General features: G+C 71.6%; 24 protein-coding genes and 1 tRNA gene. 17 read left to right on the top strand and 8 right to left on the bottom strand.

The window, feature by feature from the left end; all coding sequences use genetic code 11:
• The first annotated feature begins 33 nt into the window (after positions 1–33).
• From SMD20_RS42575 to araA, 10 genes are all read left to right on the top strand, one after another.
• Complete coding sequence (locus tag SMD20_RS42575) at positions 34–1,545, top strand: sugar ABC transporter ATP-binding protein (protein ID WP_329592118.1); 1,512 nt, start codon at positions 34–36, stop codon at positions 1,543–1,545.
• The gene (locus SMD20_RS42580; protein ID WP_329592120.1) at positions 1,542–2,567 is read left to right on the top strand and encodes an ABC transporter permease; all 1,026 of its coding nucleotides are present in this window, start codon (positions 1,542–1,544) and stop codon (positions 2,565–2,567) included. The genes SMD20_RS42575 and SMD20_RS42580 overlap by 4 nt, the downstream gene beginning before the upstream one ends.
• Positions 2,564–3,547 (top strand): galactofuranose ABC transporter, permease protein YjfF, encoded by a 984-nt coding sequence (gene yjfF / locus SMD20_RS42585; RefSeq protein ID WP_329592122.1) that lies wholly within the window; start codon positions 2,564–2,566, stop codon positions 3,545–3,547. Before SMD20_RS42580 ends, yjfF begins: the two co-directional genes overlap by 4 nt.
• Positions 3,548–3,755: 208 nt before the next feature.
• A complete protein-coding gene (gene chvE, locus SMD20_RS42590) occupies positions 3,756–4,871 on the top strand; it encodes a multiple monosaccharide ABC transporter substrate-binding protein (protein ID WP_329592124.1) in 1,116 nt (371 codons plus the stop codon).
• A 60-nt stretch (positions 4,872–4,931) separates the two neighbouring features.
• Positions 4,932–6,470 carry a multiple monosaccharide ABC transporter ATP-binding protein gene (gene mmsA / locus SMD20_RS42595; protein WP_329592126.1) on the top strand — a complete coding sequence of 513 codons (1,539 nt, stop codon included), beginning with the start codon at positions 4,932–4,934 and terminating at the stop codon, positions 6,468–6,470.
• Positions 6,467–7,741 (top strand): multiple monosaccharide ABC transporter permease, encoded by a 1,275-nt coding sequence (mmsB, locus tag SMD20_RS42600; protein ID WP_329592128.1) that lies wholly within the window; start codon positions 6,467–6,469, stop codon positions 7,739–7,741. Before mmsA ends, mmsB begins: the two co-directional genes overlap by 4 nt.
• Before the next feature lie 44 nt (positions 7,742–7,785).
• Positions 7,786–8,817, top strand: coding sequence for a LacI family DNA-binding transcriptional regulator (locus SMD20_RS42605; protein ID WP_329592842.1), 1,032 nt, complete (start codon positions 7,786–7,788; stop codon positions 8,815–8,817).
• 52 nt (positions 8,818–8,869) lie between these two features.
• Positions 8,870–10,486, top strand: a complete 1,617-nt coding sequence (gene araB, locus SMD20_RS42610) for a ribulokinase (RefSeq protein ID WP_442942633.1) — start codon at positions 8,870–8,872, stop codon at positions 10,484–10,486.
• Positions 10,483–11,139, top strand: coding sequence for an L-ribulose-5-phosphate 4-epimerase (locus SMD20_RS42615; protein WP_329592132.1), 657 nt, complete (start codon positions 10,483–10,485; stop codon positions 11,137–11,139). Before araB ends, SMD20_RS42615 begins: the two co-directional genes overlap by 4 nt.
• A complete protein-coding gene (gene araA / locus SMD20_RS42620) occupies positions 11,136–12,593 on the top strand; it encodes an L-arabinose isomerase (protein WP_329592134.1) in 1,458 nt (485 codons plus the stop codon). Before SMD20_RS42615 ends, araA begins: the two co-directional genes overlap by 4 nt.
• Here the strand turns inward: araA and SMD20_RS42625 are convergent.
• Entirely contained in the window at positions 12,590–12,934 is a 345-nt protein-coding gene (locus SMD20_RS42625; RefSeq protein ID WP_329592136.1) for a PLD nuclease N-terminal domain-containing protein, read from the bottom strand. The two genes, araA and SMD20_RS42625, sit on opposite strands and share 4 nt — an antisense overlap.
• An 80-nt stretch (positions 12,935–13,014) precedes the next feature.
• Between SMD20_RS42625 and SMD20_RS42630 the strand changes: the two genes are divergently transcribed.
• The 5 genes from SMD20_RS42630 to SMD20_RS42650 all read left to right on the top strand — a co-directional run bounded on the left by SMD20_RS42630 (position 13,015) and on the right by SMD20_RS42650 (position 17,935).
• Positions 13,015–14,229, top strand: a complete 1,215-nt coding sequence (locus SMD20_RS42630) for an FAD-binding protein (RefSeq protein ID WP_329592138.1) — start codon at positions 13,015–13,017, stop codon at positions 14,227–14,229.
• A gap of 111 nt (positions 14,230–14,340) precedes the next feature.
• Positions 14,341–15,123 carry an LLM class flavin-dependent oxidoreductase gene (locus SMD20_RS42635; RefSeq protein WP_329592140.1) on the top strand — a complete coding sequence of 261 codons (783 nt, stop codon included), beginning with the start codon at positions 14,341–14,343 and terminating at the stop codon, positions 15,121–15,123.
• Between the two features lie 36 nt (positions 15,124–15,159).
• The gene (locus SMD20_RS42640; protein WP_329592142.1) at positions 15,160–15,552 is read left to right on the top strand and encodes a DUF3224 domain-containing protein; all 393 of its coding nucleotides are present in this window, start codon (positions 15,160–15,162) and stop codon (positions 15,550–15,552) included.
• A gap of 71 nt (positions 15,553–15,623) precedes the next feature.
• Positions 15,624–17,147, top strand: a complete 1,524-nt coding sequence (locus SMD20_RS42645; protein ID WP_329592144.1) for an acyl-CoA carboxylase subunit beta — start codon at positions 15,624–15,626, stop codon at positions 17,145–17,147.
• A gap of 38 nt (positions 17,148–17,185) precedes the next feature.
• Positions 17,186–17,935, top strand: a complete 750-nt coding sequence (locus SMD20_RS42650) for a class I SAM-dependent methyltransferase (RefSeq protein ID WP_329592146.1) — start codon at positions 17,186–17,188, stop codon at positions 17,933–17,935.
• A gap of 52 nt (positions 17,936–17,987) precedes the next feature.
• Here the strand turns inward: SMD20_RS42650 and SMD20_RS42655 are convergent.
• From SMD20_RS42655 to SMD20_RS42665, 3 genes are all read right to left on the bottom strand, one after another.
• Positions 17,988–18,060, bottom strand: a tRNA-Ala gene (locus tag SMD20_RS42655).
• A gap of 46 nt (positions 18,061–18,106) precedes the next feature.
• A complete protein-coding gene (locus tag SMD20_RS42660) occupies positions 18,107–18,952 on the bottom strand; it encodes an alpha/beta fold hydrolase (RefSeq protein ID WP_329592148.1) in 846 nt (281 codons plus the stop codon).
• A 77-nt stretch (positions 18,953–19,029) separates the two neighbouring features.
• Positions 19,030–20,505: a vWA domain-containing protein gene (locus SMD20_RS42665; RefSeq protein WP_329592150.1), complete on the bottom strand. Its 1,476-nt coding sequence runs from the start codon at positions 20,503–20,505 to the stop codon at positions 19,030–19,032.
• A 134-nt stretch (positions 20,506–20,639) separates the two neighbouring features.
• Here SMD20_RS42665 and SMD20_RS42670 point away from each other — a divergent pair, with 134 nt between their 5' ends.
• Positions 20,640–22,415: an asparagine synthase-related protein gene (locus SMD20_RS42670; protein ID WP_329592153.1), complete on the top strand. Its 1,776-nt coding sequence runs from the start codon at positions 20,640–20,642 to the stop codon at positions 22,413–22,415.
• On the opposite strand, the gene SMD20_RS42675 is transcribed toward SMD20_RS42670, so the two are convergent.
• Genes SMD20_RS42675 through SMD20_RS42685 form a run of 3 tightly spaced genes read right to left on the bottom strand, consistent with a single transcriptional unit; the run spans position 22,384 to position 24,457 of the window.
• Positions 22,384–22,932, bottom strand: a complete 549-nt coding sequence (locus SMD20_RS42675) for a TIGR03086 family metal-binding protein (protein WP_329592155.1) — start codon at positions 22,930–22,932, stop codon at positions 22,384–22,386. The two genes, SMD20_RS42670 and SMD20_RS42675, sit on opposite strands and share 32 nt — an antisense overlap.
• Entirely contained in the window at positions 22,929–23,441 is a 513-nt protein-coding gene (locus SMD20_RS42680; protein ID WP_329592156.1) for an isoprenylcysteine carboxyl methyltransferase family protein, read from the bottom strand. The genes SMD20_RS42675 and SMD20_RS42680 overlap by 4 nt, the downstream gene beginning before the upstream one ends.
• Positions 23,438–24,457 carry a type III polyketide synthase gene (locus SMD20_RS42685; protein ID WP_329592158.1) on the bottom strand — a complete coding sequence of 340 codons (1,020 nt, stop codon included), beginning with the start codon at positions 24,455–24,457 and terminating at the stop codon, positions 23,438–23,440. The genes SMD20_RS42680 and SMD20_RS42685 overlap by 4 nt, the downstream gene beginning before the upstream one ends.
• Before the next feature lie 42 nt (positions 24,458–24,499).
• On the opposite strand from SMD20_RS42685, the gene SMD20_RS42690 reads away from it, so the two are divergent.
• A complete protein-coding gene (locus SMD20_RS42690; protein ID WP_329592160.1) occupies positions 24,500–25,531 on the top strand; it encodes a helix-turn-helix domain-containing protein in 1,032 nt (343 codons plus the stop codon).
• Here SMD20_RS42690 and SMD20_RS42695 read toward each other — a convergent pair.
• Positions 25,486–26,133, bottom strand: coding sequence for a TetR/AcrR family transcriptional regulator (locus SMD20_RS42695; protein WP_329592162.1), 648 nt, complete (start codon positions 26,131–26,133; stop codon positions 25,486–25,488). The two genes, SMD20_RS42690 and SMD20_RS42695, sit on opposite strands and share 46 nt — an antisense overlap.
• Positions 26,134–26,137 lie beyond the last annotated feature (4 nt).

Below are 26,137 nucleotides of genomic sequence, written 5' to 3' on the forward strand. Positions count from 1 at the left end.
GCCCCGCCGGCCCGGTCTTGACTTGGAGGATCCATGGCAGTACCCGCGCCGGTCCTGACGATGAGCGGGATCGGCAAACAGTTCCCGGGGGTGAAGGCCCTCGACGACGTGGACCTGCGGCTGCTCCCCGGCGAGGTGCACGCGCTCATGGGCGAGAACGGCGCGGGCAAGTCCACCCTCATCAAGGTGCTCACGGGCGTGCACCCCGCCGACGCGGGCACCATCGAGCTGGCCGGCAGGACCGTCGCCTTCGGCAGCCCGCTGGAAGCGCAGCAGGCCGGCATCAGCACGGTCTACCAGGAGGTCAACCTCTGCCCCAACCTCTCGGTGGCCGAGAACATCCTGCTCGGCCGCGAGCCGCGCCGCCGGGGGCGCATCGACTGGAAGCGCATGCGCGCCCGCGCCGCCCAGCTGCTCGCCCGGCTCGACGTCCGGCTCGACGTGTCGGCGCCGCTGTCGGTCTACTCGCTGGCCGTCCAGCAGATGGTGGCCATCGCGCGGGCCGTGGACATCGACGCCCGCGTGCTCATCCTCGACGAGCCGACCTCCAGCCTCGACGCCGACGAGGTCCAGCAGCTCTTCCGGGTGATGCGGCGGCTCAAGGAGGAGGGGATCGCGATCCTCTTCGTCTCCCACTTCCTCGACCAGATCTACGAGATCTCCGACCGGATGACGATCCTGCGCAACGGCCGGCTGGTCGGCGAGTACCCGACCAGCGAGCTCAGCCAGGTCCAGCTCGTGGCCAAGATGATCGGTCAGGAGCTGGCCGCGCTGGAACGCCTGCACGGCGAGGCCAAGACCTTCGACCGCCCCCTGGTCGAGGCGCGCGGGCTCGGCCGGTCCGGGGCGATCGAGCCGTTCAGCCTGACCATCCACGAGGGCGAGGTCGTCGGCCTCGCCGGGCTGCTCGGCTCGGGCCGCACCGAGGTCGCCCGGCTGCTGTTCGGGGCCGATCACGCGGGCTCCGGCGAGCTCGCGATCGGCGGCGCGCCCACATCGCTGCGGACGCCGCGCGCGGCCATGACGCACCGCATCGCGTTCTGCTCGGAGAACCGCAAGGAGGACGGGCTCGTGCCGGACCTCACCGTCCGCGAGAACATCGTGCTGGCGCTCCAGGCCACCCGCGGCTGGACCCGCCCGGTGCCCCGCGAGACGCAGGACGACCTGGTCGGCAAGTACGTCAAGGCGCTGCGCATCAGCCCGCCCAACCCCGAGATCCCGGTGCGCAACCTGAGCGGCGGCAACCAGCAGAAGGTGGTGCTGGCCCGCTGGCTCATCCTCGAACCCCGGCTGCTCATCCTCGACGAGCCCACCCGCGGCATCGACGTCGGGGCCAAGACCGAGATCCAGCGGCTGGTGGCCGAGCTGTCGGACGGCGGCATGGCGGTGCTGTTCATCTCCGCCGAGCTGGAGGAGGTGCTGCGGCTCAGCCACAAGGTCGAGGTGCTGCGCGACCGCCGCCTGGTGGCCGAGCTGCCCAACGACGAGACCTTGACCACCGACGTCCTGCTGGAGACGATCGCCAGCGGAGGGCGAGTGTCATGAGACGCCTGCTGTGGCCGGCGGTGGTCCTCGTGCTGCTGCTGGCGCTCAACATCTTCTTCACGCCGAGCTTCTTCTCCGTCCAGGTCAGGGACGGCCACCTGTACGGCAGCCTGATCGACATCCTGCGCTTCGGCGCGCCGCTGATCCTGGTCTCGATCGGCATGACCCTGGTCATCGCCACCGGCGGCATCGACCTGTCGGTGGGCTCGGTGGTGGCGATCTCCGGCGCGCTCGCCTGCCTCCAGATCAGCGAGGACGCCGGCGTGACCACGGCGGTGGCGGCGGCGCTCGGGCTGTGCCTGGTGCTGGGGGCCTGGAACGGGTTCCTGGTGGCCGCGGTCGGCATCCAGCCGATCATCGCCACGCTGATCCTCATGGTGGCCGGGCGGGGCCTCGCGCAGCTCATCACCGACGGGCAGATCATCACGATCAACGACCCGGCGTACAAGGTGATCGGCGGCGGCTACTGGCTGACCGTGCCGTTCGGCATCCTCGTGGTGATCGCCGTGCTGGGGATCACCGCGTTCCTGACCCGGCGGCTGGCGCTGGGCATGCTCATCGAGGCGGTGGGCGGGAACGCCGAGGCCAGCCGGCTGGCCGGCATCCGGGCGCGTGGGATCGTCATCATGGTCTACGCCTTCGCGGCCCTGTGCGCGGGCGTGGCCGGGCTGATGATCAGCTCGAACGTCTCCAGCGCCGACGGCAACAACGCCGGCCTGTGGATCGAGCTCGACGCGATCCTCGCCGTGGTGATCGGCGGGACCTCGCTGGCGGGCGGCCGGTTCTCGCTGTCCGGCACCGTGCTGGGCGCGCTGATCATCCAGACGCTGACCACGACGATCTACTCGATCGGCGTGCCGCCGGAGACCACGCTGCTGTTCAAGGCGCTGGTCGTGACGGCCGTCTGCCTCATCCAGTCCCCGTCCTTCCGCGCCAAGGCGTTCCGCCGCCGCGGCCGGGCGGCGCCCGCGGAACCGACCCCGGAGGAGAGAGTCTTGGCAGGCCGAGGAGGCACGGCGTGACCGCGCTGACGTTCGGGCGGGCCTCCGTCCCGGTGAAGTACCTGCCGGTCCTGGTGACCGGGTGCCTGTTCGTGGCGATGTTCGTGGTGGGCGGGATCCGCTACGAGGGTTTCGCCAGCGGGCAGGTCGTGCTCAACGTCTTCATCGACAACGCCTTTCTACTGGTCGTGGCGGTGGGGATGACGTTCGTGATCCTGACCGGTGGCATCGACCTGTCGGTGGGCTCGGTGGTGGCGCTGTCGACGATGATCGCGGCGAGCCTGATGGAGGGGCCGGGGTGGCCGCCGTACGTGGTGGTGCCGCTGGTGCTGCTCATCGGGTCGGGGCTCGGGCTGGTGATGGGCTGGATCATCCAGTCCTTCGACATCCAGCCGTTCATCGTGACACTGGCGGGCATGTTCCTGGCCCGCGGGCTCTGCTACACGATCGGGACGGACTCCATCCCGATCAGGGACGCCACGTTCACGGCGTTCGCGCAGACCAGGATCGACCTGTTCGCCGATCTGTGGATCTCGCCGAGCGTGGTGATCGCGCTGGTCGTGGTGGCGGTGGCGGCGTACGTGCTGCACTACACGCGCTTCGGCCGGTCGGTCTACGCGACGGGCGGCAACGAGCAGTCGGCGCTGCTCATGGGGCTGCCGGTGGCCCGTACGAAGATCACGGTGTACACGGTCAGCGGTTTCTGCTCGGCGCTCGGCGGCGTGCTGCTGTCGTTCTACATGCTCTCCGGCTACGGCCTGCACGCGGTGGGCATGGAGCTCGACGCGATCGCGGCCGTGGTGATCGGCGGCACGCTGCTCACCGGCGGCACCGGGTTCCTGCTCGGCACCGTGCTCGGGGTGCTGGTGCTCGGGCTGATCCAGACGATCATCAGCTTCGAGGGCACCCTGAACTCCTGGTGGACCAAGATCTTTATCGGACTGTTGCTCTTCGTGTTCATCCTCCTGCAGCGCCCGTTCTCCGGGCGGTCCAGGCGTTGAACTGGGAGAACGCGCGCTTGGGCGTTACCTGAATGTTTCCGGCAGGTGATGCCCGAGCGTTGACATAGTCTTTGTTAGCGATAACAATCGGCGGAAACGAACGCGAAGTTTGTTCTGGTTCGTCACGTTCTCACGGGACGACTGGATCTTCTACACCGGCGGCCGCCGCGTCCAGCGCCTGCCGCGACCCCCATCGCAAGGAGATGACATGAGGTTGGGACGGATCGGGGGCGTGGTCTCGGCCATCGCTCTCGCCGCGACCATGACGGCCTGTGGCTCCAGCCAGAAGACGGTCGACGCCGAGGCCTCCGCGTCCTCCGCCGCCGGCGGCGCCGGGGCGCTGATCGGCGTGACGATGCCGACCAAGTCGTCGGAGCGCTGGATCCACGACGGCGACAACGTCAAGTCGGCGCTGGAGAAGCTGGGCTACAAGGTCGACCTCCAGTACGCGGAGAACGACATCCCCACCCAGGCCAACCAGATCGAGAACCAGATCACCAAGGGCGCCAAGCTCCTGATCATCGCCTCGATCGACGGCACCGCGATCACCTCGCAGCTCCAGCAGGCCGCCGACAACAAGATCCCGGTCATCGCCTACGACCGGCTGATCCGCAACAGCCCGAACGTGGACTACTACGCCACCTTCGACAACTTCAAGGTCGGCGTGCAGCAGGCCACCTCGCTGCTCAAGGGCCTCGGCGTCGAGGACGGCAAGAAGGGCCCGTTCAACGTCGAGCTGTTCGGCGGCTCCCCTGACGACAACAACGCCACGTTCTTCTGGAACGGCGCCATGTCGGTGCTCCAGCCGAAGATCGACGACGGCACCATCGTCGTCAAGAGCAAGCAGACCGACTTCAAGCAGGCCGCCATCCTGCGCTGGGACCCGGCGACGGCCCAGAAGCGCATGGAGGACATCCTCACCAGCACCTACGGCAGCGCCAAGGTCGACGGCGTGCTCTCGCCGTACGACGGTCTGTCCATCGGCATCCTGTCGGCGCTCAAGAGCTCCGGCTACGGCACCAGCGGCCAGCCCTACCCGATCGTGACCGGCCAGGACGCCGAGCTCGCCTCGGTCAAGTCCATCATCGCCGACGAGCAGTACTCCACGATCTTCAAGGACACCCGCAAGCTCGCCGAGCAGACGGTGAAGATGGCCGACGCCGTGCTGAAGGGCGGCCAGCCCGAGGTCAACAACACCAAGGACTACGACAACGGCAACAAGGTCGTCCCGTCGTACCTGCTCGACCCGGTGATCGTCGACAAGTCCAACTACAAGGAGATCATCGTCGGCGGCAACTACTACACCGAGGACCAGCTCCAGTAAGGGCCTTGCCCCCGGGGACCACGCGTTCCCGGGGGCTTCCCTGAGCTGAGCGAGGGGCATATGACCGAGCACATCTTGCGGATGGTCGGGATCACCAAGACCTTCCCCGGCGTCAAGGCGCTCCAGGACGTCAACCTGTCCGTCCGGCGGGGCGAGATCCACGCCATCTGCGGCGAGAACGGCGCCGGCAAGTCGACGCTGATGAAGGTGCTGTCCGGGGTCTACCCGCACGGCACGTACGAGGGCGAGATCGTCTTCGAGGGCGAACGGGTCGAGTTCGGCGGCATCCGCGACAGCGAGCACGCCGGCATCGTCATCATCCACCAGGAGCTGGCGCTCAGCCCGCAGCTGTCGATCGCGGAGAACATCTTCCTCGGCAACGAGCGCGCCAAGCGCGGGATCATCGACTGGAACCGCACCAACTACGAGGCCGCCGCGCTGATGAAGCGGGTCGGCCTGCGCGAGAACCCGACCACGCCGATCTTCGACATCGGCGTGGGCAAGCAGCAGCTCGTGGAGATCGCCAAGGCGTTGTCGAAGGAGGTCAAGCTCCTCATCCTCGACGAGCCGACCGCGGCGCTCAACGACGACGACTCCGCGCACCTGCTGGACCTGCTGCGCGGCCTGCGGGAGGAGGGCATCACCTGTGTGATCATCTCCCACAAGCTCAACGAGGTCACCGCGATCGCCGACGCCGTCACGATCATCCGCGACGGCCGCACGATCGAGACGCTCGACATGGCGACCGACGACGTGACCGAGGACCGCATCATCTCGGGCATGGTCGGCCGCGCGCTGGACAACCGCTTCCCGCCGCACGAGCCGTCGATCGGCGAGGAGGTGCTGCGCATCGAGGACTGGACCGTCCACAGCCCGAGCCAGCCCGGCCGCAAGGTCGTCGACGGCGCCGGGCTCACCGTGCGCCGCGGCGAGATCGTGGGCCTGGCCGGCCTCATGGGCGCCGGCCGCACCGAGCTGGCGATGAGCGTCTTCGGGCGGACCTACGGGGTCAACATCTCCGGCAAGATCTTCAAGGACGGCAAGCCGGTCGTGATCCGCAACGTCCAGGACGCGATCAGGCACGGCATCGCGTACGCGACCGAGGACCGCAAGCGGTACGGCCTCAACCTCATCGACGACATCAAGCGCAACATCAGCGCCGCCGGGCTCAAGGGCCTGGCCAGGCGCGGCTGGGTGAACGAGAACGAGGAGTACAAGGTCGCCGAGGGCTTCCACAAGAGCATGAACATCAAGGCGCCCACCGTGAACAGCGTGGTCGGGAAGCTGAGCGGCGGCAACCAGCAGAAGGTCGTGCTCTCCAAGTGGATCCTCACCGAGCCGGACGTGCTCATCCTCGACGAACCCACCCGCGGCATCGACGTCGGTGCCAAGTACGAGATCTACACGATCATCAACCGCCTCGCCGACCAGGGCAAGGCCGTGCTGGTGATCTCCAGTGAGTTGCCTGAGCTGCTCGGCCTGTGCGACCGCATCTACACGCTTTCCGAGGGTCGCATCACCGGGGAGGTGGCGCGCGAGGACGCCACCCAGGAACGGCTCATGTACCTCATGACCAAGGGACAGGAGAAGCTCTCATGAGCAGCATCACGCCCGCGGACGTGCCCGCCGGCACGGCTACCGGCGCGAAGGGCGTCGACGGGGAAGGGCCACGCCGGCCGGGCAGGGTGTCGCTCGGCGGGGTGTCGCTGAACCTGCGCTCCAGCGGCATCTACATCGCGTTCGCGCTCATCATCGTGCTGTTCTCGGTGCTCACCGACGGCGCGCTGCTGCAGCCACAGAACATCTCGAACATCATCGTCCAGAACTCCTACGTCCTGATCCTCGCGATCGGGATGATCCTCGTCATCATCGCCGGGCACATCGACCTGTCGGTCGGCTCGGTGGTGGCCGTGACCGGAGCGCTGGCCGCCGTGCTCATGGTCAACATGGGCGTGGCGTGGCCGCTGGCCCTGCTGATCACGCTGGTCGCGGGCGCGCTCATCGGCGCGTGGCAGGGCTACTGGATCGCCTACTTCGGCATCCCGGCGTTCATCGTGACGCTGGCCGGCATGCTGCTGTTCCGGGCGCTGACCCTCACGGTGCTGGGCAACCAGGGCATCGGCCCGTTCCCCGACCAGGTCCGCACCCTGGCCAACGGCTTCACCAACGGCTACTTCGGCAACATCGGTCTCGGCCCGCTCGGCGGCGCCGACCTGTTCAGCCTGCTGATCGGCCTGATCGCGATCGCCGGCATGGTGGTCGCGCAGCTCCGCACCCGCAACGCCCGCAAGGGCTACGGCCAGTCCGTCGAGCCGATGGCCGTGTTCGCGCTCAAGATGGCGGCCGGCGCCGCGGTGATCCTCTTCCTGGTCGTGCAGCTCGCCAGGTTCAAGAACCTGCCGTGGGTGCTCGTGCTGCTCGCGGTGCTGGTGCTCGGCTACTCGATGCTGGCCGGCCGCACGGTCTTCGGCCGCCAGATCTACGCCATCGGCGGCAACCTCCAGGCGGCGGTCATGTCCGGCGTCAAGGTCAAGTCGGTCGTCTTCTGGATCTTCGTCAACATGGGCGTGCTGTCGGCGATCGCCGGCATCATCTTCGCGGGCCGGCTCAACCAGGCCGGTCCGACGGCGGGCAACAGCTTCGAGCTGGACGCCATCGCGGCGGCGTTCATCGGCGGCGCGGCCGTGCAGGGCGGCGTCGGCAAGGTGGCCGGCGCGATCACCGGCGGTCTGATCATGGCGGTCATCAACAACGGCATGTCGCTGATCGGCTCGCCCAGCGAGCGGGTCATGCTCGTCAAGGGCGCGGTGCTCCTGGCCGCGGTCGCGTTCGACGTCTGGACCAAGCGCCGGGCCGGCGGAACGCGCTGAGCACGCCCGCGACCCCGAGCGCCCAGGGAGAGGAGACGCCCGTGATGGCATCCAAGCGCCGCCTGCCGGTCATGGCCGACGTGGCCAAGGAGGCGGGCGTGTCGCACCAGACGGTCTCCCGGGTGCTCAACGACCATCCGAACGTCCGGGCCGACACCCGGGCCCGGGTGGAGGCGGCGATCACCCGGCTGGGCTACCGGCGCAACCTGGTCGCCCGCGCCCTGGTGACCAAGCGGTCGCGGACGCTCGGCGTGGTGAGCTTCGACACCACGCTGTACGGCCCGGCCAGCACGGTGTACGGCATCGAGCAGGCGGCGAGGACCGCGGGCTACTTCGTCAGCATCGTGAGCCTGAAGTCGATCGACGCCGACAGCGTGCGCGACGCGATCGACTACCTGGCCGAGCAGGGCGTGGACGGGGTCGTGGTGGTCGCGCCGCAGCGCTCGGCCGCGCAGGCGCTGGAGAGCCTGCCGACCGGGATGCCGGCGGTCGCGGTCGAGGGCGGCTCGCACCGGGACGACATCCCGGTGGTCTGCATCGACCAGGCCGAGGGCGCCAGGCTCGCCACCCGCCACCTGCTGGAGCTGGGCCACGAGACGGTCTGGCACGTCAGCGGCCCGTCCGACTGGCTGGAGACCGAGGGCCGGCTGGCGGGCTGGCGGGCCGCTCTGGCGGAGGCGGACCGGCCGGCGCCCGAGCCGCTGGCCGGCGACTGGAGCCCGCGCGCCGGCTACGAGGCGGGGCGCAGCCTCGCCGCGATGGACGGCGTCACCGCGGTCTTCGCGGCCAACGACCAGATGGCGCTCGGGGTGCTGCGCGCCCTCAGCGAAGGGGGCGTGCGGGTGCCGGAGCAGATCAGCGTGGTGGGCTTCGACGACATCCCGGAGTCGGAGTTCTTCTCGCCGCCGTTGACCACGGTCAGGCAGGACTTCGACGTGGTGGGCCGGCACTGCATCGAGGTGCTGCTGCGGCAGGTCGAGGGCGGGCGCGGCGCGCGCGGGCGCCTGGTCGTGCCGCCCCGTCTGGTGGTGCGTTCCAGCACGGCCCCCGCACGCGGACGTTCTGCCGGTAGATGATGGGCATGCCACCGGAATTCCCCTGGAGAGCAATGTGAACGCTAACACTTATGTGGTAGGAGTCGACTTCGGCACGCTGTCCGGACGCGCGGTCGTCGTCCGGGTCAGCGACGGCGCGGAGCTCGGCAGCGCCGTCCACGAGTACGCCCACCGCGTCATCGAGCGGGAGCTGCCCGGCTCCGGTGTGCGGCTCGGCCCCGACTGGGCGCTGCAGGCGCCGCAGGACTGGCTGGAGGTGCTGAAGAGCGCGGTGCCCGCCGCGCTCGCCGCCGCCGGCGTGCCCGCCGAGCAGGTCGTCGGCATCGGCACCGACTTCACCGCCTGCACCGTGCTGCCGACCACGGCCGACGGCACACCGCTCTGCGTCGAGACCCCCGAGCTGCCGCACGCCTGGCCCAAGCTGTGGAAGCACCACGCCGCCCAGCCGCACGCCGACCGCATCAACGAGCTGGCCGCGCGGCGCGGCGAGAGCTGGCTGCCGCGCTACGGCGGCAAGATCTCCTCCGAGTGGGAGTTCGCCAAGGCGTTGCAGGTCCTGGAGGAGGCCCCCGACGTCTACGCGCGGGCCGAGCGCTGGATCGAGGCCGCCGACTGGATCATCTGGCAGCTCACCGGCGTCGAGAGCCGCAATATCTGCACTGCCGGCTACAAGGGCGTCTTCCAGGACGGCACCTACCCGTCGAAGGAGTTCCTCGCCGAGCTCAACCCCGGCTTCGCCGGCTTCGTGGACAAGCTCGCCACGGGCAAGGTGGGAGCCGACGAGGGCGGCGTCACGCTCGCCCCGCTCGGCGGCCTCGCCGGCCGGCTGAGCGCCGAGGCGGCCGGCTGGACCGGCCTGCCCGAGGGCATCGCGGTCGCCGTCGGCAACGTGGACGCGCACGTCACCGCCGCCGCCGCGGACGCCGTCCGCCCCGGCCAGATGGTCGCCATCATGGGCACCTCCACCTGCCACATCATGCCCAGCGACCGGCTCGCCGAGGTGCCCGGCATGTGCGGCGTCGTGCGCGACGGCATCGTCCCTGGCCTGTGGGGCTACGAGGCGGGACAGTCGGCGGTCGGCGACATCTTCGCCTGGTACGTCGACAGCTGCGGCCTCGGCCACGAGGAGCTGACCGCGCTCGCCGAGAAGCAGGCCGTCGGCCAGCACGGCCTGGTGGCGCTCGACTGGTTCGGCGGCAACCGCTCGGTGCTCGTGGACCACAACCTCTCCGGCGTCATCGTCGGCCAGACCCTGGCCACGCGGCCGGAGGACGTCTACCGCGCGCTCATCGAGTCCACCGCGTACGGCGCCCGCATGATCGTCGAGACGTTCGAGCGGGCCGGCGTGCCCGTCGAGGAGTTCGTCGTCGCCGGCGGGCTGCTGAAGAACCCCTTCCTCATGCAGATCTACGCCGACGTGCTGCGCCGGCCGCTGTCGGTGATCGGCTCCGACCAGGGGCCCGCGCTCGGCTCGGCCATCCACGCGGCGGTCGCCGCCGGCGCCTACTCCGGCATCGAGGAGGCGGCGGCGGCCATGGGCAAGCGGACCGAGGCGGCGTACACGCCGGACCCGGACCGCGCCGACGCCTACGACCGGCTCTACGCCGAGTACCGCAGGCTCCACGACTTCTTCGGAGACGGCCGCATGCTCCACACGCTGCGCGCCATCAGGAACGAGGCCCAGGCATGAAGAACCCCCGCGCAGTCGTCGCCGAGCTGCACGCCGAGCTGGTCAGGTACGGCCTCGTCGTGTGGACGGCCGGGAACGTCTCCGGCCGGGTCCCCGGCGAGGACCTGTTCGTCATCAAGCCCTCCGGCGTCTCCTACGACGAGCTGACCCCGGAGAACATGGTGGTGTGCGACCTCGACGGCAACCTGGTCGAGGGCGAGCACGCCCCCTCCAGCGACACCGCCGCGCACGCCTACGTCTACCGCAACATGCCCGACGTCGGCGGCGTCGTGCACACCCACTCGACGTACGCCTCCGCCTGGGCCGCCCGCGGCGAGGCGATCCCGTGCGTGCTCACCGCCATGGCCGACGAGTTCGGCGGCGAGATCCCCGTCGGCCCGTTCGCGCTGATCGGCGACGACTCGATCGGGCAGGGCATCGTCGAGACGCTCAAGGGGCACCGCTCCAAGGCGGTCCTCATGCAGAACCACGGCGTGTTCACCATCGGCAAGGACGCCAAGGCGGCGGTGAAGGCCGCCGTCATGTGCGAGGACGTGGCCCGTACCGTGCACGTGGCCCGCCAGCTCGGCCGGCCCCTGCCCATCGCCCAGGACGACATCGACCGCCTGTACGACCGTTACCAGAACGTCTACGGACAGAGGAGCCCGCGTTGAAGATCTGGTTTCTGACCGGCAGCCAGGGGCTGTACGGCGAGGACACGCTCCGCCAGGTGGCCGAGCAGTCCCAGCGCATCGCCGAGCAGTTGCCCGTCACGGTCGAGTGGAAGCCCGTGCTCACGGACGCCGCCGCGATCCGGCGCGTGATGCTGGAGGCCAACGCGGACGACTCGTGCGCCGGCGTGATCGCCTGGATGCACACCTTCTCCCCGGCCAAGATGTGGATCGCCGGGCTCGACGCGCTGCGCAAGCCGCTGCTGCACCTGCACACCCAGGCCAATGTCGAGCTCCCGTGGAGCACCATCGACATGGACTTCATGAACCTCAACCAGGCCGCGCACGGCGACCGCGAGTTCGGGTTCGTGCAGACCCGGCTCGGCGTGCCGCGCAAGACCGTGGCCGGGCACGTCAGCGACCCGGCCGTGGGCGGGCGCATCGAGGCGTGGGCGCGCGCCGCCACGGGCCTCGCCGAGGTGCGCCAGCTCAAGCTGGTGCGGTTCGGCGACAACATGCGCGACGTGGCCGTGACCGAGGGCGACAAGGTCGAGGCGCAGCTCCGCTTCGGCGTCTCGGTCAACACCTACGGCGTCAACGACTTGGTCGAGGCCGTGGACGCGGCCTCCGACGCGGACGTGGCCGCGCTGGTCAAGGAGTACGAGGAGCAGTACCGGGTGGTCCCCGAGCTGCTCGGCGAGCGGAGCGAGTCGCTGCGCTACGCGGCCAGGATCGAGCTGGGCCTGCGGAGCTTCCTGGAGGCCGGCGGCTACCGGGCCTTCACCACGAACTTCGAGGACCTGGGCGGCCTGCGCCAGCTTCCCGGCCTGGCCGTGCAGCGCCTCATGGCCGACGGCTACGGCTTCGGCGGCGAGGGCGACTGGAAGACGTCGGTGCTGCTGCGGACGCTGAAGTCGATGTCCCCGTCGGGCGGCACGTCCTTCATGGAGGACTACACCTACGACCTCACGCCCGGCAACGAGCTGATCCTGGGCGCGCACATGCTGGAGGTCTGCCCGTCGATCGCCGCGGACACGCCGTCCTGCGAGATCCACCCGCTCGGCATCGGCGGCAGGGAGGACCCGGTGCGGCTGGTGTTCGACGCCGCTCCCGGCCCCGGCATCGTGGTCGGCCTGGCCGACATGGGCGACCGGTTCCGCCTGGTCGCCAACGAGATCGACGTCGTGGCGCCGCCGCAGCCGCTGCCGAAGCTGCCCGTGGCCCGCGCGGTGTGGCAGCCGCGGCCGAACCTGCGTACGTCCACCGAGTCGTGGCTCACCGCGGGCGCGCCGCACCACACGGTGCTCACCACGGCGGTCACCCGCGAGGAGCTGACGGACCTGGCCGAGATGCTGGGCGTGGAGCTGGTGATCATCGACGCCGCCACCACGACCGAGCGTTTCACCAAGGAGCTGCGCTGGAACCAGGCGTACTACCGCCTGGCCCAGGGCTTCTAATCGTCCTCGGCGGGTCTCTTCGGGGCGTTCCTGCGCTGCTCCTCGGCGCGTTCGCGGCAGCGGCGCAGGAACTCCTCGTCGTCATCGGGGTTGGTGGCGGCGAAGCGGCCGGGGCGGTCGTACTCGGGGAAGGTGCTCGGCGACGCCGGCGCCCGCCGCTCCGGGCGGCCGGCCAGCAGCCACACGATCGAGCCGACGAGCGGCGCGAGGAACACGATCACCAGCCAGAGGATCTTGGGCAGGTTGCGGCAGAGCGGCTCCGGCGTGGTGATCACGTCGAACAGGCAGTAGAGCCACAGCACGAGCGTGACCACGCTTATGGCCTCGTACAGGTAAAGCACGGCGCACCTCCGTCAGCGGCCAGACGAAACTAGCGGCACCTGATCGGGCTGACAAGCGGTGGTTGTGGGAAGGTAAGGCCGTGACGCTGAGCAATTGGGCGGGAAACACCGCATTCCGGGCAAGTGACGTCCATCACCCCTCCTCGCTCGACGAACTGCGCCGGCTCGTCGCGGGCAGCGCCCGCGTGCGGGCGCTCGGGAGCGGCCACTCGTTCAACGACGTCGCCGACACCACGGGCGACCTCGTCGTCCTCGACCGGATGCCGGACGCCGTCGAGATCGACAGCGCCGCCGCGCAGGTCCGGGTGCCCGCGCGCATGACGTACGCGCGGCTCGCCCGGCAGCTCGACGCGCACGGCCTCGCGCTGGCCAACCTGGCCTCGCTGCCGCACATCTCCGTCGCCGGCTCGGTCGCGACCGGCACCCACGGCTCAGGCGACGCCATCCCGAGCCTCGCCGCCGCCGTCTCCTCGCTCGACCTCGTCACCGCCGACGGCTCGACGCTCACCCTCGCCCGCGGCGACGCCGACTTCCCCGGCGCGGTGGTGGCCCTGGGCGCGCTCGGCGTCGTCACCTCGCTCACCCTCGACGTGGTGCCCTCCTTCGAGGTACGCCAGTACGTCCGCGAGGGCCTGCCGGTCGAGGCGCTGGCCCACTTCGACGACATCATGGCCGCCGGCTACAGCGTCAGCCTCTTCACCGACTGGCGCGAGACCCGCGTCTGGCTCAAGCGCACCGGCGAGCCGTCCGAACTGCCCGCCGACTGGTACGGCACCCGCCCCGCCGACGGCCCCCGCCACCCGCTGCCCAGCATGCCCGCCGACCCCTGCACCACGCAGCTCGGCGTGCCCGGCCCCTGGCACGAACGGCTGCCGCACTTCCGCGCCGACTTCGAGCCCAGCGGCGCGGGCGACGAGCTGCAGTCGGAGCTGATCCTGCCGCGCGAGCACGCGGTCGAGGCGCTGCGCGCGCTGTTCGCGATCGGCGAGCGCATCCGGCCGGTGCTGCACATCTCCGAGGTGCGCACCGTGGCCGCCGACGACCTGTGGCTCAGCCCCTTCCACGGGCGCGACAGCGTCGGCGTCCACTTCACCTGGATCAAGGACCCGGAGGGCGTGCGGCCGGTGCTGGAGCTGGTGGAGAAGACGCTGGCGCCGTTCGAGCCGCGGCCGCACTGGGGCAAGCTGTTCACCCGGTGGCCGTCCTGCCCCGAGCGGTTCCGGTCGCTGGCCGCCCGGCTGGACCCGGAGGGCAAGTTCGCCAACGACTTCACCCGCCGCCTGCTGGGGGAGTAGCCCTACCGCCCGGGGAGTAGCCCGCCGGGCGCGCGCTGCGTCCACGGGCGTAGCCGCCCACCGGTCGCGGGGACGATGCGCCGGAGCCGCCCGTAGGCGATCGTCGAGGGCATGAGCGATCACCCCTTCAGGTTCGGCGCGGTCGCCGGACGAGCCCCCGACTGGTGCGGCCTGGCCCGGCGGGCCGAGGACCTCGGCTACGCCACGCTGCTGGTGCCCGACACGCTGGGCACGTTCTCGCCGTTCAGCGCGGCCGCCGCGGCGGCCGCGGTCACCAGCCGGCTGCGGGTCGGGACGTACGTGCTGAGCGTCGCCAACCGCACGCCCCGCGCCGTCGCCTGGGAGACCGCGACGCTGCGTGAGCTGTCCGGCGGGCGCTTCGAGCTGGGCCTCGGCGCCGGCCGCCCGGACGCCGCGCACGACGCCGCCGAGCTCGGCCTGCCCTTCGGCACCGCGGGCGCGCGGGTGCGCAGGCTCGCCGACACCATCGACGCGGTCGCCGCGGAGTCGAAGGACGTGCCGATCCTCGTCGCCGCCGCCGGCACCCGGCTGCTGCGGCTGGCCGCCGCCAGGGCGGACACGGTCGCGCTCGGCGTCCCGCCGCACGCCACGGAGGAGCAGGTGGCGGCCAAGCTCGACGAGCTGTACGAGCTGGCCGGCGACCGCTTCCACGACCTGGAGCTCGGCATGAACCTGGCCGCCGCCGGCGCCGAGCCGCCCGCCTGGCTCGGCCCCCTCGGCCCCGAGGCCACCGGCGTGCTGCGCGGCACGCCCGCGCAGATGGCGGACGTGCTGCGCCGCCGCAGGGACCGGCTCGGGGTGTCGTACGTCACGGTCAACGCCGCCTGCCTGGAGGCGTTCGCCCCCGTCGTGGAACTCCTCGCCGGAACCTGACGGAACCTGACAGGTACGTCCGCCAGCATGGACGCCATGACCGCAAAGGGAACCTTCGACACCGCGAACTGGGACGCCAAGCAGCCCTACGAGGAGCGCGACGGCGTCACGCTCGGCCTCGTCACCATGACGAAGACCTTCCACGGCGACCTCACCGGCACCAGCCTCGTCACGCTGATGATCGCCACGACCCCTGTGGAGGACTCCCGCTCGTACGTGGCGCTGGAGCGCATCGAGGGCGCCCTGCACGGCCGGTCGGGCAGCTTCGTCGTCCAGCACAACGCGGTCAGCGACCGGGGCGCGCATTCGCTGCGCGTGTCGGTGGTGCCGGACTCGGGGACCGGGGAGCTGACCGGCCTGCGCGGCGAGATGCAGATCGTCATCGGCCCGGACGGCGGCCACTCCTACACCTTCGACTACACCCTTTGATGGCGTTCGGGGGCGGCTCCCGGTAGCGTACCGACCGGCCGGTACGCCAACCGCCGGGAAGGAGTCACGCCGTGTGGGACCCCGAACTCGCCGAGCTGCGCCGGCGCAGGGAGCTGGCCGAACGCATGGGAGGCGAGGAGCGCGTCGCTCGCCAGCACGCCACCGGCCGCCTCACCGTACGCGAGCGGCTGGCCGCGCTGACCGACTCCTGGCAGGAGATCGGCGCGCTGACCGGCCGGGCCGCGGACGGCGGCGTCACGCCGTCCAACGTCATCATCGGCCGGGCCCGCCTCGACGGCCGCAGGATCGTGGTGTCCGGCGACGACTTCACCGTACGCGGCGGGGCCGCCGACGCCGCCATCCACGACAAGCAGATCCTGGCCGAGCGCATGGCGGGCGAGCTGCGCGTCCCGCTCGTCCGGCTCATCGACGGCACGGGCGGCGGCGGCAGCGTCAAGCAGCTCGAGGAGTTCGGGCGCACCTACGTCCCGTACAACCCGGGCTGGGACCAGGTGGTGGCCAACCTCGGCCGGATCCCGGTGATCTCCCTGGCCCTCGGCCCGGTGGCCGGGCTCGGCGCGGCCCGCCTGGTCACCTCGCACGTCTCGATCATGGTGAAGGAGCTGTCCCAGGTCTTCATCGCCGGCCCCGCCGTGGTGGAGGCGGGGATGGGGGAGAGCGTGGGCAAGGAGGAGCTCGGCGGCTGGCGGGTCGCCGCCGCGGCCGGCACGGTCGACCTGGTCGCGGGCACCGAGGAGGAGGCGTTCGCGCTCACCCGGCGGGTGCTGTCGTACCTGCCGCAGAACGCCTGGCAGCCGCCCCCGGTCACGCCGTCCGCCGACGCGCCCGGCCGGACCGCTCCCGAGCTGCGCGAGCTCGTGCCACGCGAGCGCCGCCGCCCCTACGACATGCGCCGCGCGCTTGAATTGGTCTTCGACACCGGCAGCGTCCTGGAGCTGGGCCGCCGCTTCGCGCCCTCCGTGATCACCGCCCTGGCGCTCTTGGACGGCCATCCCGTGGCGGCCCTCGCCGCCGACCCCCGCGTCTACGGCGGCGGCATGACCGCGCAGGGCTCCGACAAGCTGGCCCGCTTCGTCGACCTGGCCGAGACCTTCCACCTGCCGGTGGTGCACCTGGTGGACCAGCCGGGCTTCGTCATCGGCACGGCCGCCGAGCGGGCCGGCACCATCCGCCGCGGCGCCCGCGCGCTCGCCGCCGTCTACCAGTCGACGGTCCCTTGGGCCTCGGTGCTGGTCCGCCGGGTCTTCGGCGTCGCCGGGGCCGCCCACCGGCCGCACGACCGCTACACCTTCCGGGTGGCCTGGCCGTCCGGCGACTGGGGCTCGCTGCCGATCGAGGGCGGCCTGGAGGTCGCCTTCAAGCGCCTGCTCGCCGAGGCGGGCGAGGAGGCGGCGGCGCTCAAGGCGGAGATCGCCGAACGGCTGGAGGCGGTGCGGTCGCCGTTCCGTACGGCGGAGGCGTTCCTGGTCGAGGACATCATCGACCCCGCCGACACCCGCCCCCTGCTGACCGACTGGGTGAAGGACGCCTACGCCGCCCTCGAACCAGGCCCCCGCTCCACCACCCGTCCGTGAGATCGTGAACCATGACCACAGAGCGCGTACGAGCCAGAGTGTTCGGCGAGGTGGCCGACGAGTACGACAGAATCCGGCCCGGCTACCCGGCCGAGCTGGTGGACGACATCCTGACCTATGCCCGGCTCGCGGAAGCTCCGGCCCTTGAGGTGGGTGCGGGCACGGGGAAGGCGACGGCGCTGTTCGCCGCGCGCGGCGTCACCCTCACCGCCGTCGAGCCTGATCCGGCGATGGCCGCCGTGCTGGAACAACGCGTGGCGGGCCTGCCGAAGGTGACGATCGCGGTCTCCTCCTTCGAGGACTATCTGCCGGATCAGCCGTTCGGCCTGCTGTTCAGCGCGCAGGCCTGGCACTGGACCGACCCGGCGGTGAGGTGGGAGAAGGCGGCCGCGGCACTCGCTCCGGGCGGGGCGCTGGCTCTGTTCTGGAACTTCCACTGCCCCAAGGATCCCGACGTGGTGGCCGGCGTGCTCGCGGCGCATCAGCGACATGCACCGCACATCACGCCGAACACCCGTCCGATCGACGACGCTTCGCTCGCCGCTTCGTGGCCGCAGGTCGAGCTGGAGACGCTGGCTGAGTTCGGCGAACTGTCGGCACGTTTGTATCGTTCGGAGCGGATACTGTCAGGCGCCGATTACCTGGCGTATCTGTCCACGCAGTCGGTCTACCTGATGCTCGACGACACCACTCGCGCCGAGCTTTTCGCGGCGCTCAAGGAGCCGATCGGCGAGCAGGTGACGCTGAGCGTCGATACCGCTCTGCACCTGGCCCGCCGCACCGGATAACGACGAGATCCCGCCCGATCGAGGTGATCGGACGGGATCTCGTCATCGTCTGTGGAGCTATGGGGATTCGAACCCCAGACCTCCTCCATGCCATGGAGGCGCGCTACCAACTGCGCTATAGCCCCTTGCGTGAGTACGAGTGTATCGGACTCACCGACCACCCCGGACCGGCTACTCCAGCAGGGCCCGCAGGATCGGCTCGGCGTGCGTCCACAGCAGGGAGCCGCCCGCGCCGGGGATCAGGTGGCGGCGGGCGCCGCGGATCCGCCGGGACAGGGTGAAGCCCTGGTCGGGGGAGTGGTGCAGGTCGAGGTCGCCGTACCAGAGGTCGACGGGGACGGGGACCTCCGCGAGCGGGAACGGCCAGGGGCTCATGGCGAGCACGCTGTCGCGGGCGTAGCCGGCGGGGCCCTGGGCGAAGGCCTCGGACATGGCCCGGCGGTAGGCGCGGGCGAAGCCGGGCCGTTCGTAGATCTCCCGGTCCACGGCGGGACTGTTGGGGACGATCATGTCCCAGAGGGCGTCGGGGGTGAGGGAGGAGAAGAACTTCTCGGCGGCGGCCGGGTCGGCGGCGACCGTCTCGACCAGCTCACGGAAGTGGCCGGGCAGCGACTCGGCCATGGTGGCGACCTCGTCGGCGCCCGAGACGACCGCCACCCGGCGCACGCCCGGGACGAACGCGCAGGCCAGCGCGAACGGGGCGCCCTGCGAGAAGCCGACCACCCGCGGCTCGTCGAGGCCGAGGGCGGCGACGTCGGCGGCCCAGGAGGTCAGGGTGCGGCCGGGATCGGGGTCGGAGGAGCCGAGGCCGGGCCGGTCGAGGGAGATGAGGCGGACGCCGAGCTCGTCCACGACGCCCGCGCCGAAGCCGAGCCACCGGCTCGTGCCCGCCCCCGGGCAGAGCACGACCGGCGTCCCGGTGGCCGGGCCCCATTCGGCGCGGGCCAGGCGGCGGCCGTCGGGCAGGACGCTCTCGCCGAGCCGGGCCGGTGGGGTGATCAGGTCGTGCCGGTTCATGCCTGACACCTTGCTAGGCCCGGCCGATCCTCGGCAAATCGTTTTCCGCGCCCGGTCAGCCGACGGTCAGCCGACGGTCAGCCGACTGAGCGGGCCTTGTCGATGAGCGTCGTCAGCTCGCTCACCATCGGGTCCTCCGACAGGGAGGCGAGGCGGGTGGAGTGCTCGGCGAGGTCCGGCAGGTCCAGCCCGAACGCCTGCCGCTCCCGCAGGTACATCGCGAACGCCGCCACCAGCACGTCCACCTGGAGCCGGACCGGCGTGCCCTTGTCCCACACGCCCTCGGCCAGGTCGGCGGCGCGCAGCGACTTGCCGGCCTCCGACGCCTCACGGGTGTCGGGGTCCTGCCAGCGGACCGTGGCCTGGGCGAGCTGCCCGCGCGCCCCCGGCTTGAGCTTGAGCGCGTAGAGAGCGGTCACCGCGTGGCCGGGGCCGATCTCGCCGCCGTCGCGGCTGTCGTCGCGGAACTCCTCCGTGGTCAGGGCGCGGTTCTCGTAGCCGATGAGGCGGTAGGTGTCGACGACGGACGGGTTGAAGACCACCTGGGCCTTGGCGTCGCGGGCGCGCAGCTCGATGGTGGCCGTGAGCTGGGTGGTGAAGAGCTTGTCCGCTTCCTGCTGGGAGCTGACGTACACGGCCATGCCGTCGCCGTTGTCGGCGAGCTGCTCCATCAGGGTGTCGCCGTACTCGCGGCCGACGCCGACGGTGAGCAGCGTGACCTGGCGGGCGGCGTACTCCTTGACCTGGGTGAGGATGCCCTGCCACTCGGTCTCGCCCTGGTTGGCGAGGCCGTCGGAGAGCAGGATGACCCGGTTGGTGGCGGCGGGGCGGAACGCCTTGGCCGCCTCCTGGAAGCCGGCGACCAGACCGCTCTCCAGGTTCGTGCCGCCCTCGACGTCGAGCCGGTCCACGGCGGCCGACAGCTCGGCGCGGGCGGTGAGCGGGGTCATCGAGGCCAGCACCTCGGCCTCGTCGCTGAAGGCCACGATCGACACCTGGTCGCCGGGCGCGAGCTGGTCGAGCAGCGTGCGCAGCGAGGACTTCACCAGGTCGAGGCGGCCGGGCTCGGCCATCGAGCCGGACACGTCGACCACGAAGGTGAGGTTGACCGGCCGGCGCGCGGCGGCCTCGGTGGCGCGGGTCTGCAGGCCCACCCGCAGCACGGCCTCGTCCCGGCCGCCGGGCAGCAGGGCGCCGTCCACGTGCACCGCGAAACCGTCGTCCGGCGGCTGCTCGTAGTCCTGGCGGAAGGCGTTGACCCACTCCTCGGGGCGGATCTGGTCCGGCTCGGGCCAGCGGCCCTCCTCCAGGGCGCGGCGGGCGTAGCCGTACGAGGCGGTGTCCACGTCCAGCGCGAACGTGGAGATCTGAGCCGTGGCCGTCTCCTGCTCGTCCCGTTCCTTGGCCGACGACTCCGGCCGGGCGGGGCCCTGGGACGCGACGGGCGCGTTGGCGCGATCGGCGCTTCCCGTGCTGCCGCCGGAGCCGCCGCACCCGGCGAGCGCGAGGACGGCGACCAGTCCGGAGCCGATCAATAACGGGCGGATTCTCATCTTCAACCACCTCCGACCTCTTACGACGGCGGCTGACCGGTGGTTCGCCGGGGCGGTGACGTAAGCGAGCACAAACCGCGATCGATACGTGATCAGTTGTGACAATCGGTGTAAATGAGATAGATCTGACTGGCATGCGCGTCTACCTCGGTATAGCCGCGAAGCATGGAGAGATCCCTCTTCCTGTCCTGGAGAAGGCCCGTTCCGTCATCGAGCTCGCCTTCCCCGTGCCCCCGGACGTCATCCGCGGCCGAGAATGGCACGGCAGAGGCGTCTCCCTGCTCGGCTGGACCAACGAGCCCGACGACCTCCGTCAGCCGCCGCTGCTGTCCGAGCACGGCGGCCGGATCATCGGGCTGAACGGCCACCTGGCCGACCCCGCCGACGTCGCCCGGCTGCCCCGCGACCCCGGCGACCCGCTGGGCGGCTGCTTCTCCTCCTGGTACGCGCGCGACGGCGAGCTGGGCGCGAGCACGGCGATCAACCGGGTGTGCCCCGTCTTCCACGCCGAGACGCCCGACCTGTACCTCATCGGCAGCCGAGCCCTGCTCGTGCACCTGATGGCCCAGCCGGGCGACCGTGTCGAGCACGACGTCCTGGCCCTCCAGACCATGGTCAGGCAGGGGTTCTTCCTGTCGGACGAGACGCCGTACAAAGGGGTGTCGGCGCTGCGGCCGAGCACGCGGGTCGAGGTGCGCGACGGCCGGCGCGTGATCATCGAGACCCCGCTGCCGCAGGCCGCGCCGCCCCCGGAGAGCCGCCGGGCCAAGCGGGCCGCCGTGGACGAGCTGGCCCACGCGCTGCTCGCCACCGTCGAGCCGCTGCGCTCCCTGGGCGAGCCGGTCAACCTGGCGCTGACCGGCGGGCGCGACACCCGTGTCCTGGCGGCGCTGCTGCACGCCGCGCGGGTGCCGTTCCGGGTGACGACGAACGGCCTCGACACCCACCCCGACGTGATCATCGCGCGGCGGATCGCCGCCGAGCTGAAGGTCGAGCACACGGTCATCGCGCCGCCGCAGACGGCCGCCAAGGACGCCGTGCTGGTGGAGCACCCGCTGGCCCGCGCGTGGGAGACGTTGCGCACGTGCGAGGGGATGACGTCGGCGTACGAGTCGATCGTGAGCTACCTGCCGTACTCCGGCAAGCCGACCATGTCGGGGCAGAGCGGTGAGACGCTGCGCGCGGGCAGCCTCAACCTCCTGCAGACCGACCTCGGCGACAAGGCTCTGCTGCGCCGGATCACCACGACCTTCTGCAAGGACGACAAGCTGTTCACGGCCGAGGCCAACGAGCACGCCCGCGAGCTGGCCCGCCCCTGGCAGGAGCGGCCCGACCGGCTGGAGGCCCTCGACCACATCTACATCTGGTACAAGGTCGGCCGGTGGCAGGCCAGCGCGCGGGCCGGCGCCCTGCGCCGGGGCGATCCGGTGCGGCCGTTCCTCGACAACCGGGTGGTGCGCGCGGCGCTCGCCCTCGACCAGCGCTGGCGGCTGTCGGAAGAGGTGATCTACCAGCTCGTCCTGCGCTTCGCGCCCCGCCTGCGCGACGTGCCGATCGAGGGCAAGCCGTGGCGCTTCGCCGAGGGCCTGACCCGGCGTCTGCCGTGGACCCACGTCCCGCCGCCCGCCATGCCGACCGTGAAGACCGGCGGCGGCTGGAGCTGGCGGACCAGCCCCGGGCCCGCGCTCACGGACGTGCTGCGCCGGCAGGTGCTCGGCAGCCTCGACGCGCTCGCGCCCATCGTGAACCCCGACGAGGCGCGGGCCCTGTTCGCCGACCCGGTGGTCAAGAAGCCCGCGCTCGCCTGGCACCTCTACAGCGTCAGCACCCTGCTCACCGGGCTCTACCCCGGCAAGCAGCCCGAGGGGCTGGAGCCGATCACGGTCTCCAGGCCGGATCCCGGCCGATGAGGCCGAGGAACCTCTCCAGCGCGGGCGCGTCCTCCGGCACGGCGACCTCCTCGCCGAACGCGCCCCGCGCCCGGCCGATCGGCGCCATGTCCTTGGCGAAGGCGAGCAGCCTGGCGGCGGTCGCCTCCTCCACCTCGTAGCCGCGGCCGGTCGCCCGGGAGAGGTCCCAGCCGTGGGCGACCAGGTCGGTGAGCGCCATGTGGGCGAGGACCGTGCGCGGCAGCCCGCCCATGGCCTCGCTGACGCCCTCCCACGACTCCGGCTTCTCCCAGGCGATCAGCATGCGCTCGGCCCGCTCGGGGAAGTCGCCGGTGTACTCCTTCGGCGGCAGGAACTCGCCGCCACCCGCGACCGACTCGAACAGCGAGGCGCCCCACTCCAGATGGTTGATCAGCCCCCGGACGTCGAACTCCTGGCACGGCGTGGGCCGGCCGAACTCCTCCTCGGGGATGCTGGTGACCAGGTCGGCGGTGCGCTGGGCGGCCCCGCGCATCATCGGCAGCAACTCTTCTCTCATGAGCTACAGGATGCCAGCGCCCGGTCCTCCTCCGTGATCCGAATCGTCAGAAGGACCGCGTTGGCCGCGGTGAACACCAGCGCGGTGATCCAGGCGGTGTGGACGAGCGGCAGCGCCACCCCCTCCGCCACGACGGCCACGTAGTTGGGGTGCCGCACCCACCGGTACGGCCCGCCGCTCACCAGCGGCAGCCCCGGCACCACGACCACCCGCGTGTTCCACTGCCGCCCCAGCGTCGCGACGCACCACCAGCGCAGCGCCTGCGCGAGCAGCACCACGGCGAGCATCGGCCAGCCCAGCGCCGGCACGAACGGCCGGTCGAGCAGCCACACCTCGGCCGGCGCGGCCACCAGGAGCGCCACGTGCGCCGCCACGATCCAGGGGTAGTGGCGCCTGCCGTGCTCGACGCCGCCCCGCGCCCGCGCCCACGCCAGGTTGCGCCGGGCCACGACCAGCTCGGCCAGTCGTTCCATGACGACCAGCCCGATCAGCACCAGGTAGGCGTTCACCAGTGCAGCAGGAGCAGCTCGGCGGAGAAGCCCGGCCCCAGGGCCATCAGTACCGCGGGCGCCCCCGGCCGGCCGCGCGTCTCCTGCAGCACGTTGAGCACCGACACCGACGACAGGTTGCCGTGCCGGCGCAGCGAGCGCCAGGTCACCTCGACCGCCTTCGGCGGCAGGCCCAGCGTCTCCACGATCTTCTCGATGACCTTGGGGCCGCCGGGGTGGCAGATCCAGGTGCCCACCTGGTCGGGGGTCAGGCCGTAGTCGGCGAGGAAGGCCCGGATGTCGCCCGCCAGCACCTCCTCGACGAAACTGGTCAGATCGGCGTCCAGGACGAGGCGGAAGCCGTGGTCGCCGACCTCCCAGCCCATCAGGTGCTCGGTGCCGGCGTACAGCCGGCTGCGGGTCGCCACGACCTCCGGTCCCCGTCCGCGCCCGGTGGCCACGACGGCCCCCGCGGCGTCGCCGAACAGGCCGCTCGCCACGAGGTTCGCGATCGAGGTGTCGTCCCGCTGGATGGTGAGCGAGCACAGCTCCAGGCACACCAGGACCGCGACGTGGTCCGGCCAGCCGCGCAGGTAGTCGTACAGGCGGGACAGGCCCGACGCCCCGGCCGCGCACCCAAGGCCGAACACCGGCAGCCGCTTCACGTCCGGCCGCAGCCCCATGCGTTTGGCCAGCCGCGCGTCCAGCGAGGGCGTGGCCAGGCCCGTGGTCGAGCAGAACAGCAGGTGATCGACCCGCTTCGGCTCCACGCCCGCCTGGTCGAGGGCCGCCGTCAGCGCCCGCTCGCTCAGGTCGAGGCCGATCTCCACGTACGCGTCGTTGGCGCGGCCGAAGGAGTCGAGCTTGGCGTAGTCCTCCAGCGGGAGCGCGAGACTGCGGCCCGTCACTCCGGTCGCCTCGTGGAAGCGCCGAAGGAGGTCCTCGTCGCAGTGGGTCAGACGGGCGAACGCCTCGGTGATCTCCGCCTGCTCGTAGCGGTGATCGGGGAGAACCGTCTGTACCGCCGAGATATGCATGCACTTCCTCTGCCGCTGGAGGAGCCCGGCTAACATGCGCTCATGCTCCTCCCCGACCTGGCCCGGCCGCACCGGGTCGCCGCGCTGGCCTTCGACGGGATGGCGCCGTTCGAGCTGGGCTGCGTGGTGGAGCTGTTCGGGCTGCCCCGGCCGGAGCTGGCCGAGCTCGGCGTGCCCTGGTACGACCTCAGGGTGTGCGCGGCGTCCCCGGAGCCGCTGCGCGTGGTGGGCGGCTTCACCATGAGCGCCGAGCACGGGCTCGACGCGCTGGCCGAGGCCGACACGGTGATCGTCCCCGGGGTGGCGGACGTGCGCGGGCCGGTGCCCGACCCGCTCGTGGCCGCGCTGCGCCGGGCGCACGGGCGCGGCGCGCGGATGGTGTCGATCTGCTCGGGCGCCTTCGCGCTGGCCGCCGCCGGGCTGCTCGACGGCCGCCCGGCCACCACCCACTGGAGGTACGCCGCCCTGCTCCAGGAGCGCTTCCCCGCCGTCCGGGTCAACCCCTCGGTCCTGTACGTGGACGACGGCGACGTGCTGACCAGCGCGGGCAGCGCCGCCGGGCTCGACCTGCTGATCCACCTCGTCCGCACCGACCACGGCCCGCGCGTCGCCAACACCGTCGCCCGCCGCCTGGTCGTGCCGCCGCACCGGGAGGGTGGGCAGGCCCAGTTCATCGAGGCGGCGGTCACGCCGGTCGGCGGCGACGACGCGGTGGCGCGGGCGATGGCGTGGGCCCTGGAGCACCTGGCCCGGCCGATCACCGTGGCCGACCTGGCACGCGTGGCCACCATGTCGCAGCGCTCGTTCATCAGGCACTTCCACCGGCGTACCGGCACCAGCCCGCTGCGGTGGGTGATCGCGCAGCGGGTGGCGGCCAGCCTGCCGATGCTGGAGTCCACGGGGGTCCCGGTGGAGGAGATCGGGGCGGCGGTGGGGTTCGAGAGCGCGGTGACGTTCCGGCGCCACTTCACCAGGGCCATGCGGACGTCGCCGTCCGCCTACCGCAGGGCGTTCGCCGGGGGCTTCGGTCAGGGCAGCAGGCCCGCGACGAGCGCGCGCAGCCCCCGGTCGTAGGTGTCCCTTGCGGTGAGCTCCGCCCACCGTGGCCCGACCTCGGCCAGGCGCGGGAACGCGTCCGCGTCCAGCTCCGCGAACACCCGCTCCCGGTAGGTGCTCCCGCCTTCCGCCCGCCGCCCGGCCGCCGCCGCCCTGGCGCCGATCTCGCCGGCCGTGTAGTGCCAGATGATCCGGTACGCCGAGACCGCGTCCTCCATCGCCAGCCCCGCCGCCAGGGCCGCGTCGATGATCTTCTCCGGGTACCAGAGCCCGCCGACGGACAGCAGGTCGTCGGCGCGCAACACGTCCACGATCCACGGGCAGCCGGCCAGCGCCTCGCGCATCGCGGTGGCCACGGCGACGACGCGCTCGCGCGGCTCGCCCGGCAGCTCCTCCTCGGCCGGGCGGGCGTGGCCCGCCGCGTAGTCGTCGAGGAGGAGCAGGAGGAGCTCCTCCTTGTCGCGTACGTGGTGGTAGAGGGCCATGGCCGTGCTGCCGACCTCGCGGGCGAGGCGGCGCATGGTGAGGCTCGCCACGCCGTCCTCCTCGATGACCCGGTGGGCGGCGGTCACGATGTCGGCCCTGGAGATCTTCGGTGGGCGGCCGGTGCGCGCTGGCATCCTG

It is taken from the genome of Nonomuraea sp. LP-02 (assembly GCF_036289125.1).
Classification (GTDB): Bacteria; Actinomycetota; Actinomycetes; order Streptosporangiales; family Streptosporangiaceae; genus Nonomuraea; species Nonomuraea bangladeshensis.

What these genes read in the sequence shown, in the direction of transcription:
- SMD20_RS42635 (WP_329592140.1), top strand. Translation starts at nt 14,341, where the DNA reads ATGAGCGATCACCCCTTCAGGTTCGGCGCGGTCGCCGGACGAGCCCCC.
- SMD20_RS42580 (WP_329592120.1), top strand. Translation starts at nt 1,542, where the DNA reads ATGAGACGCCTGCTGTGGCCGGCGGTGGTCCTCGTGCTGCTGCTGGCG.
- mmsA (WP_329592126.1), top strand. Translation starts at nt 4,932, where the DNA reads ATGACCGAGCACATCTTGCGGATGGTCGGGATCACCAAGACCTTCCCC.
- SMD20_RS42685 (WP_329592158.1), bottom strand. Translation starts at nt 24,457, where the DNA reads ATGCATATCTCGGCGGTACAGACGGTTCTCCCCGATCACCGCTACGAG.
- SMD20_RS42640 (WP_329592142.1), top strand. Translation starts at nt 15,160, where the DNA reads ATGACCGCAAAGGGAACCTTCGACACCGCGAACTGGGACGCCAAGCAG.
- SMD20_RS42690 (WP_329592160.1), top strand. Translation starts at nt 24,500, where the DNA reads ATGCTCCTCCCCGACCTGGCCCGGCCGCACCGGGTCGCCGCGCTGGCC.
- SMD20_RS42665 (WP_329592150.1), bottom strand. Translation starts at nt 20,505, where the DNA reads ATGAGAATCCGCCCGTTATTGATCGGCTCCGGACTGGTCGCCGTCCTC.
- chvE (WP_329592124.1), top strand. Translation starts at nt 3,756, where the DNA reads ATGAGGTTGGGACGGATCGGGGGCGTGGTCTCGGCCATCGCTCTCGCC.
- SMD20_RS42660 (WP_329592148.1), bottom strand. Translation starts at nt 18,952, where the DNA reads ATGAACCGGCACGACCTGATCACCCCACCGGCCCGGCTCGGCGAGAGC.
- SMD20_RS42605 (WP_329592842.1), top strand. Translation starts at nt 7,786, where the DNA reads ATGGCATCCAAGCGCCGCCTGCCGGTCATGGCCGACGTGGCCAAGGAG.
- SMD20_RS42695 (WP_329592162.1), bottom strand. Translation starts at nt 26,133, where the DNA reads ATGCCAGCGCGCACCGGCCGCCCACCGAAGATCTCCAGGGCCGACATC.
- SMD20_RS42615 (WP_329592132.1), top strand. Translation starts at nt 10,483, where the DNA reads ATGAAGAACCCCCGCGCAGTCGTCGCCGAGCTGCACGCCGAGCTGGTC.
- SMD20_RS42675 (WP_329592155.1), bottom strand. Translation starts at nt 22,932, where the DNA reads ATGAGAGAAGAGTTGCTGCCGATGATGCGCGGGGCCGCCCAGCGCACC.
- SMD20_RS42575 (WP_329592118.1), top strand. Translation starts at nt 34, where the DNA reads ATGGCAGTACCCGCGCCGGTCCTGACGATGAGCGGGATCGGCAAACAG.
- SMD20_RS42670 (WP_329592153.1), top strand. Translation starts at nt 20,640, where the DNA reads ATGCGCGTCTACCTCGGTATAGCCGCGAAGCATGGAGAGATCCCTCTT.
- mmsB (WP_329592128.1), top strand. Translation starts at nt 6,467, where the DNA reads ATGAGCAGCATCACGCCCGCGGACGTGCCCGCCGGCACGGCTACCGGC.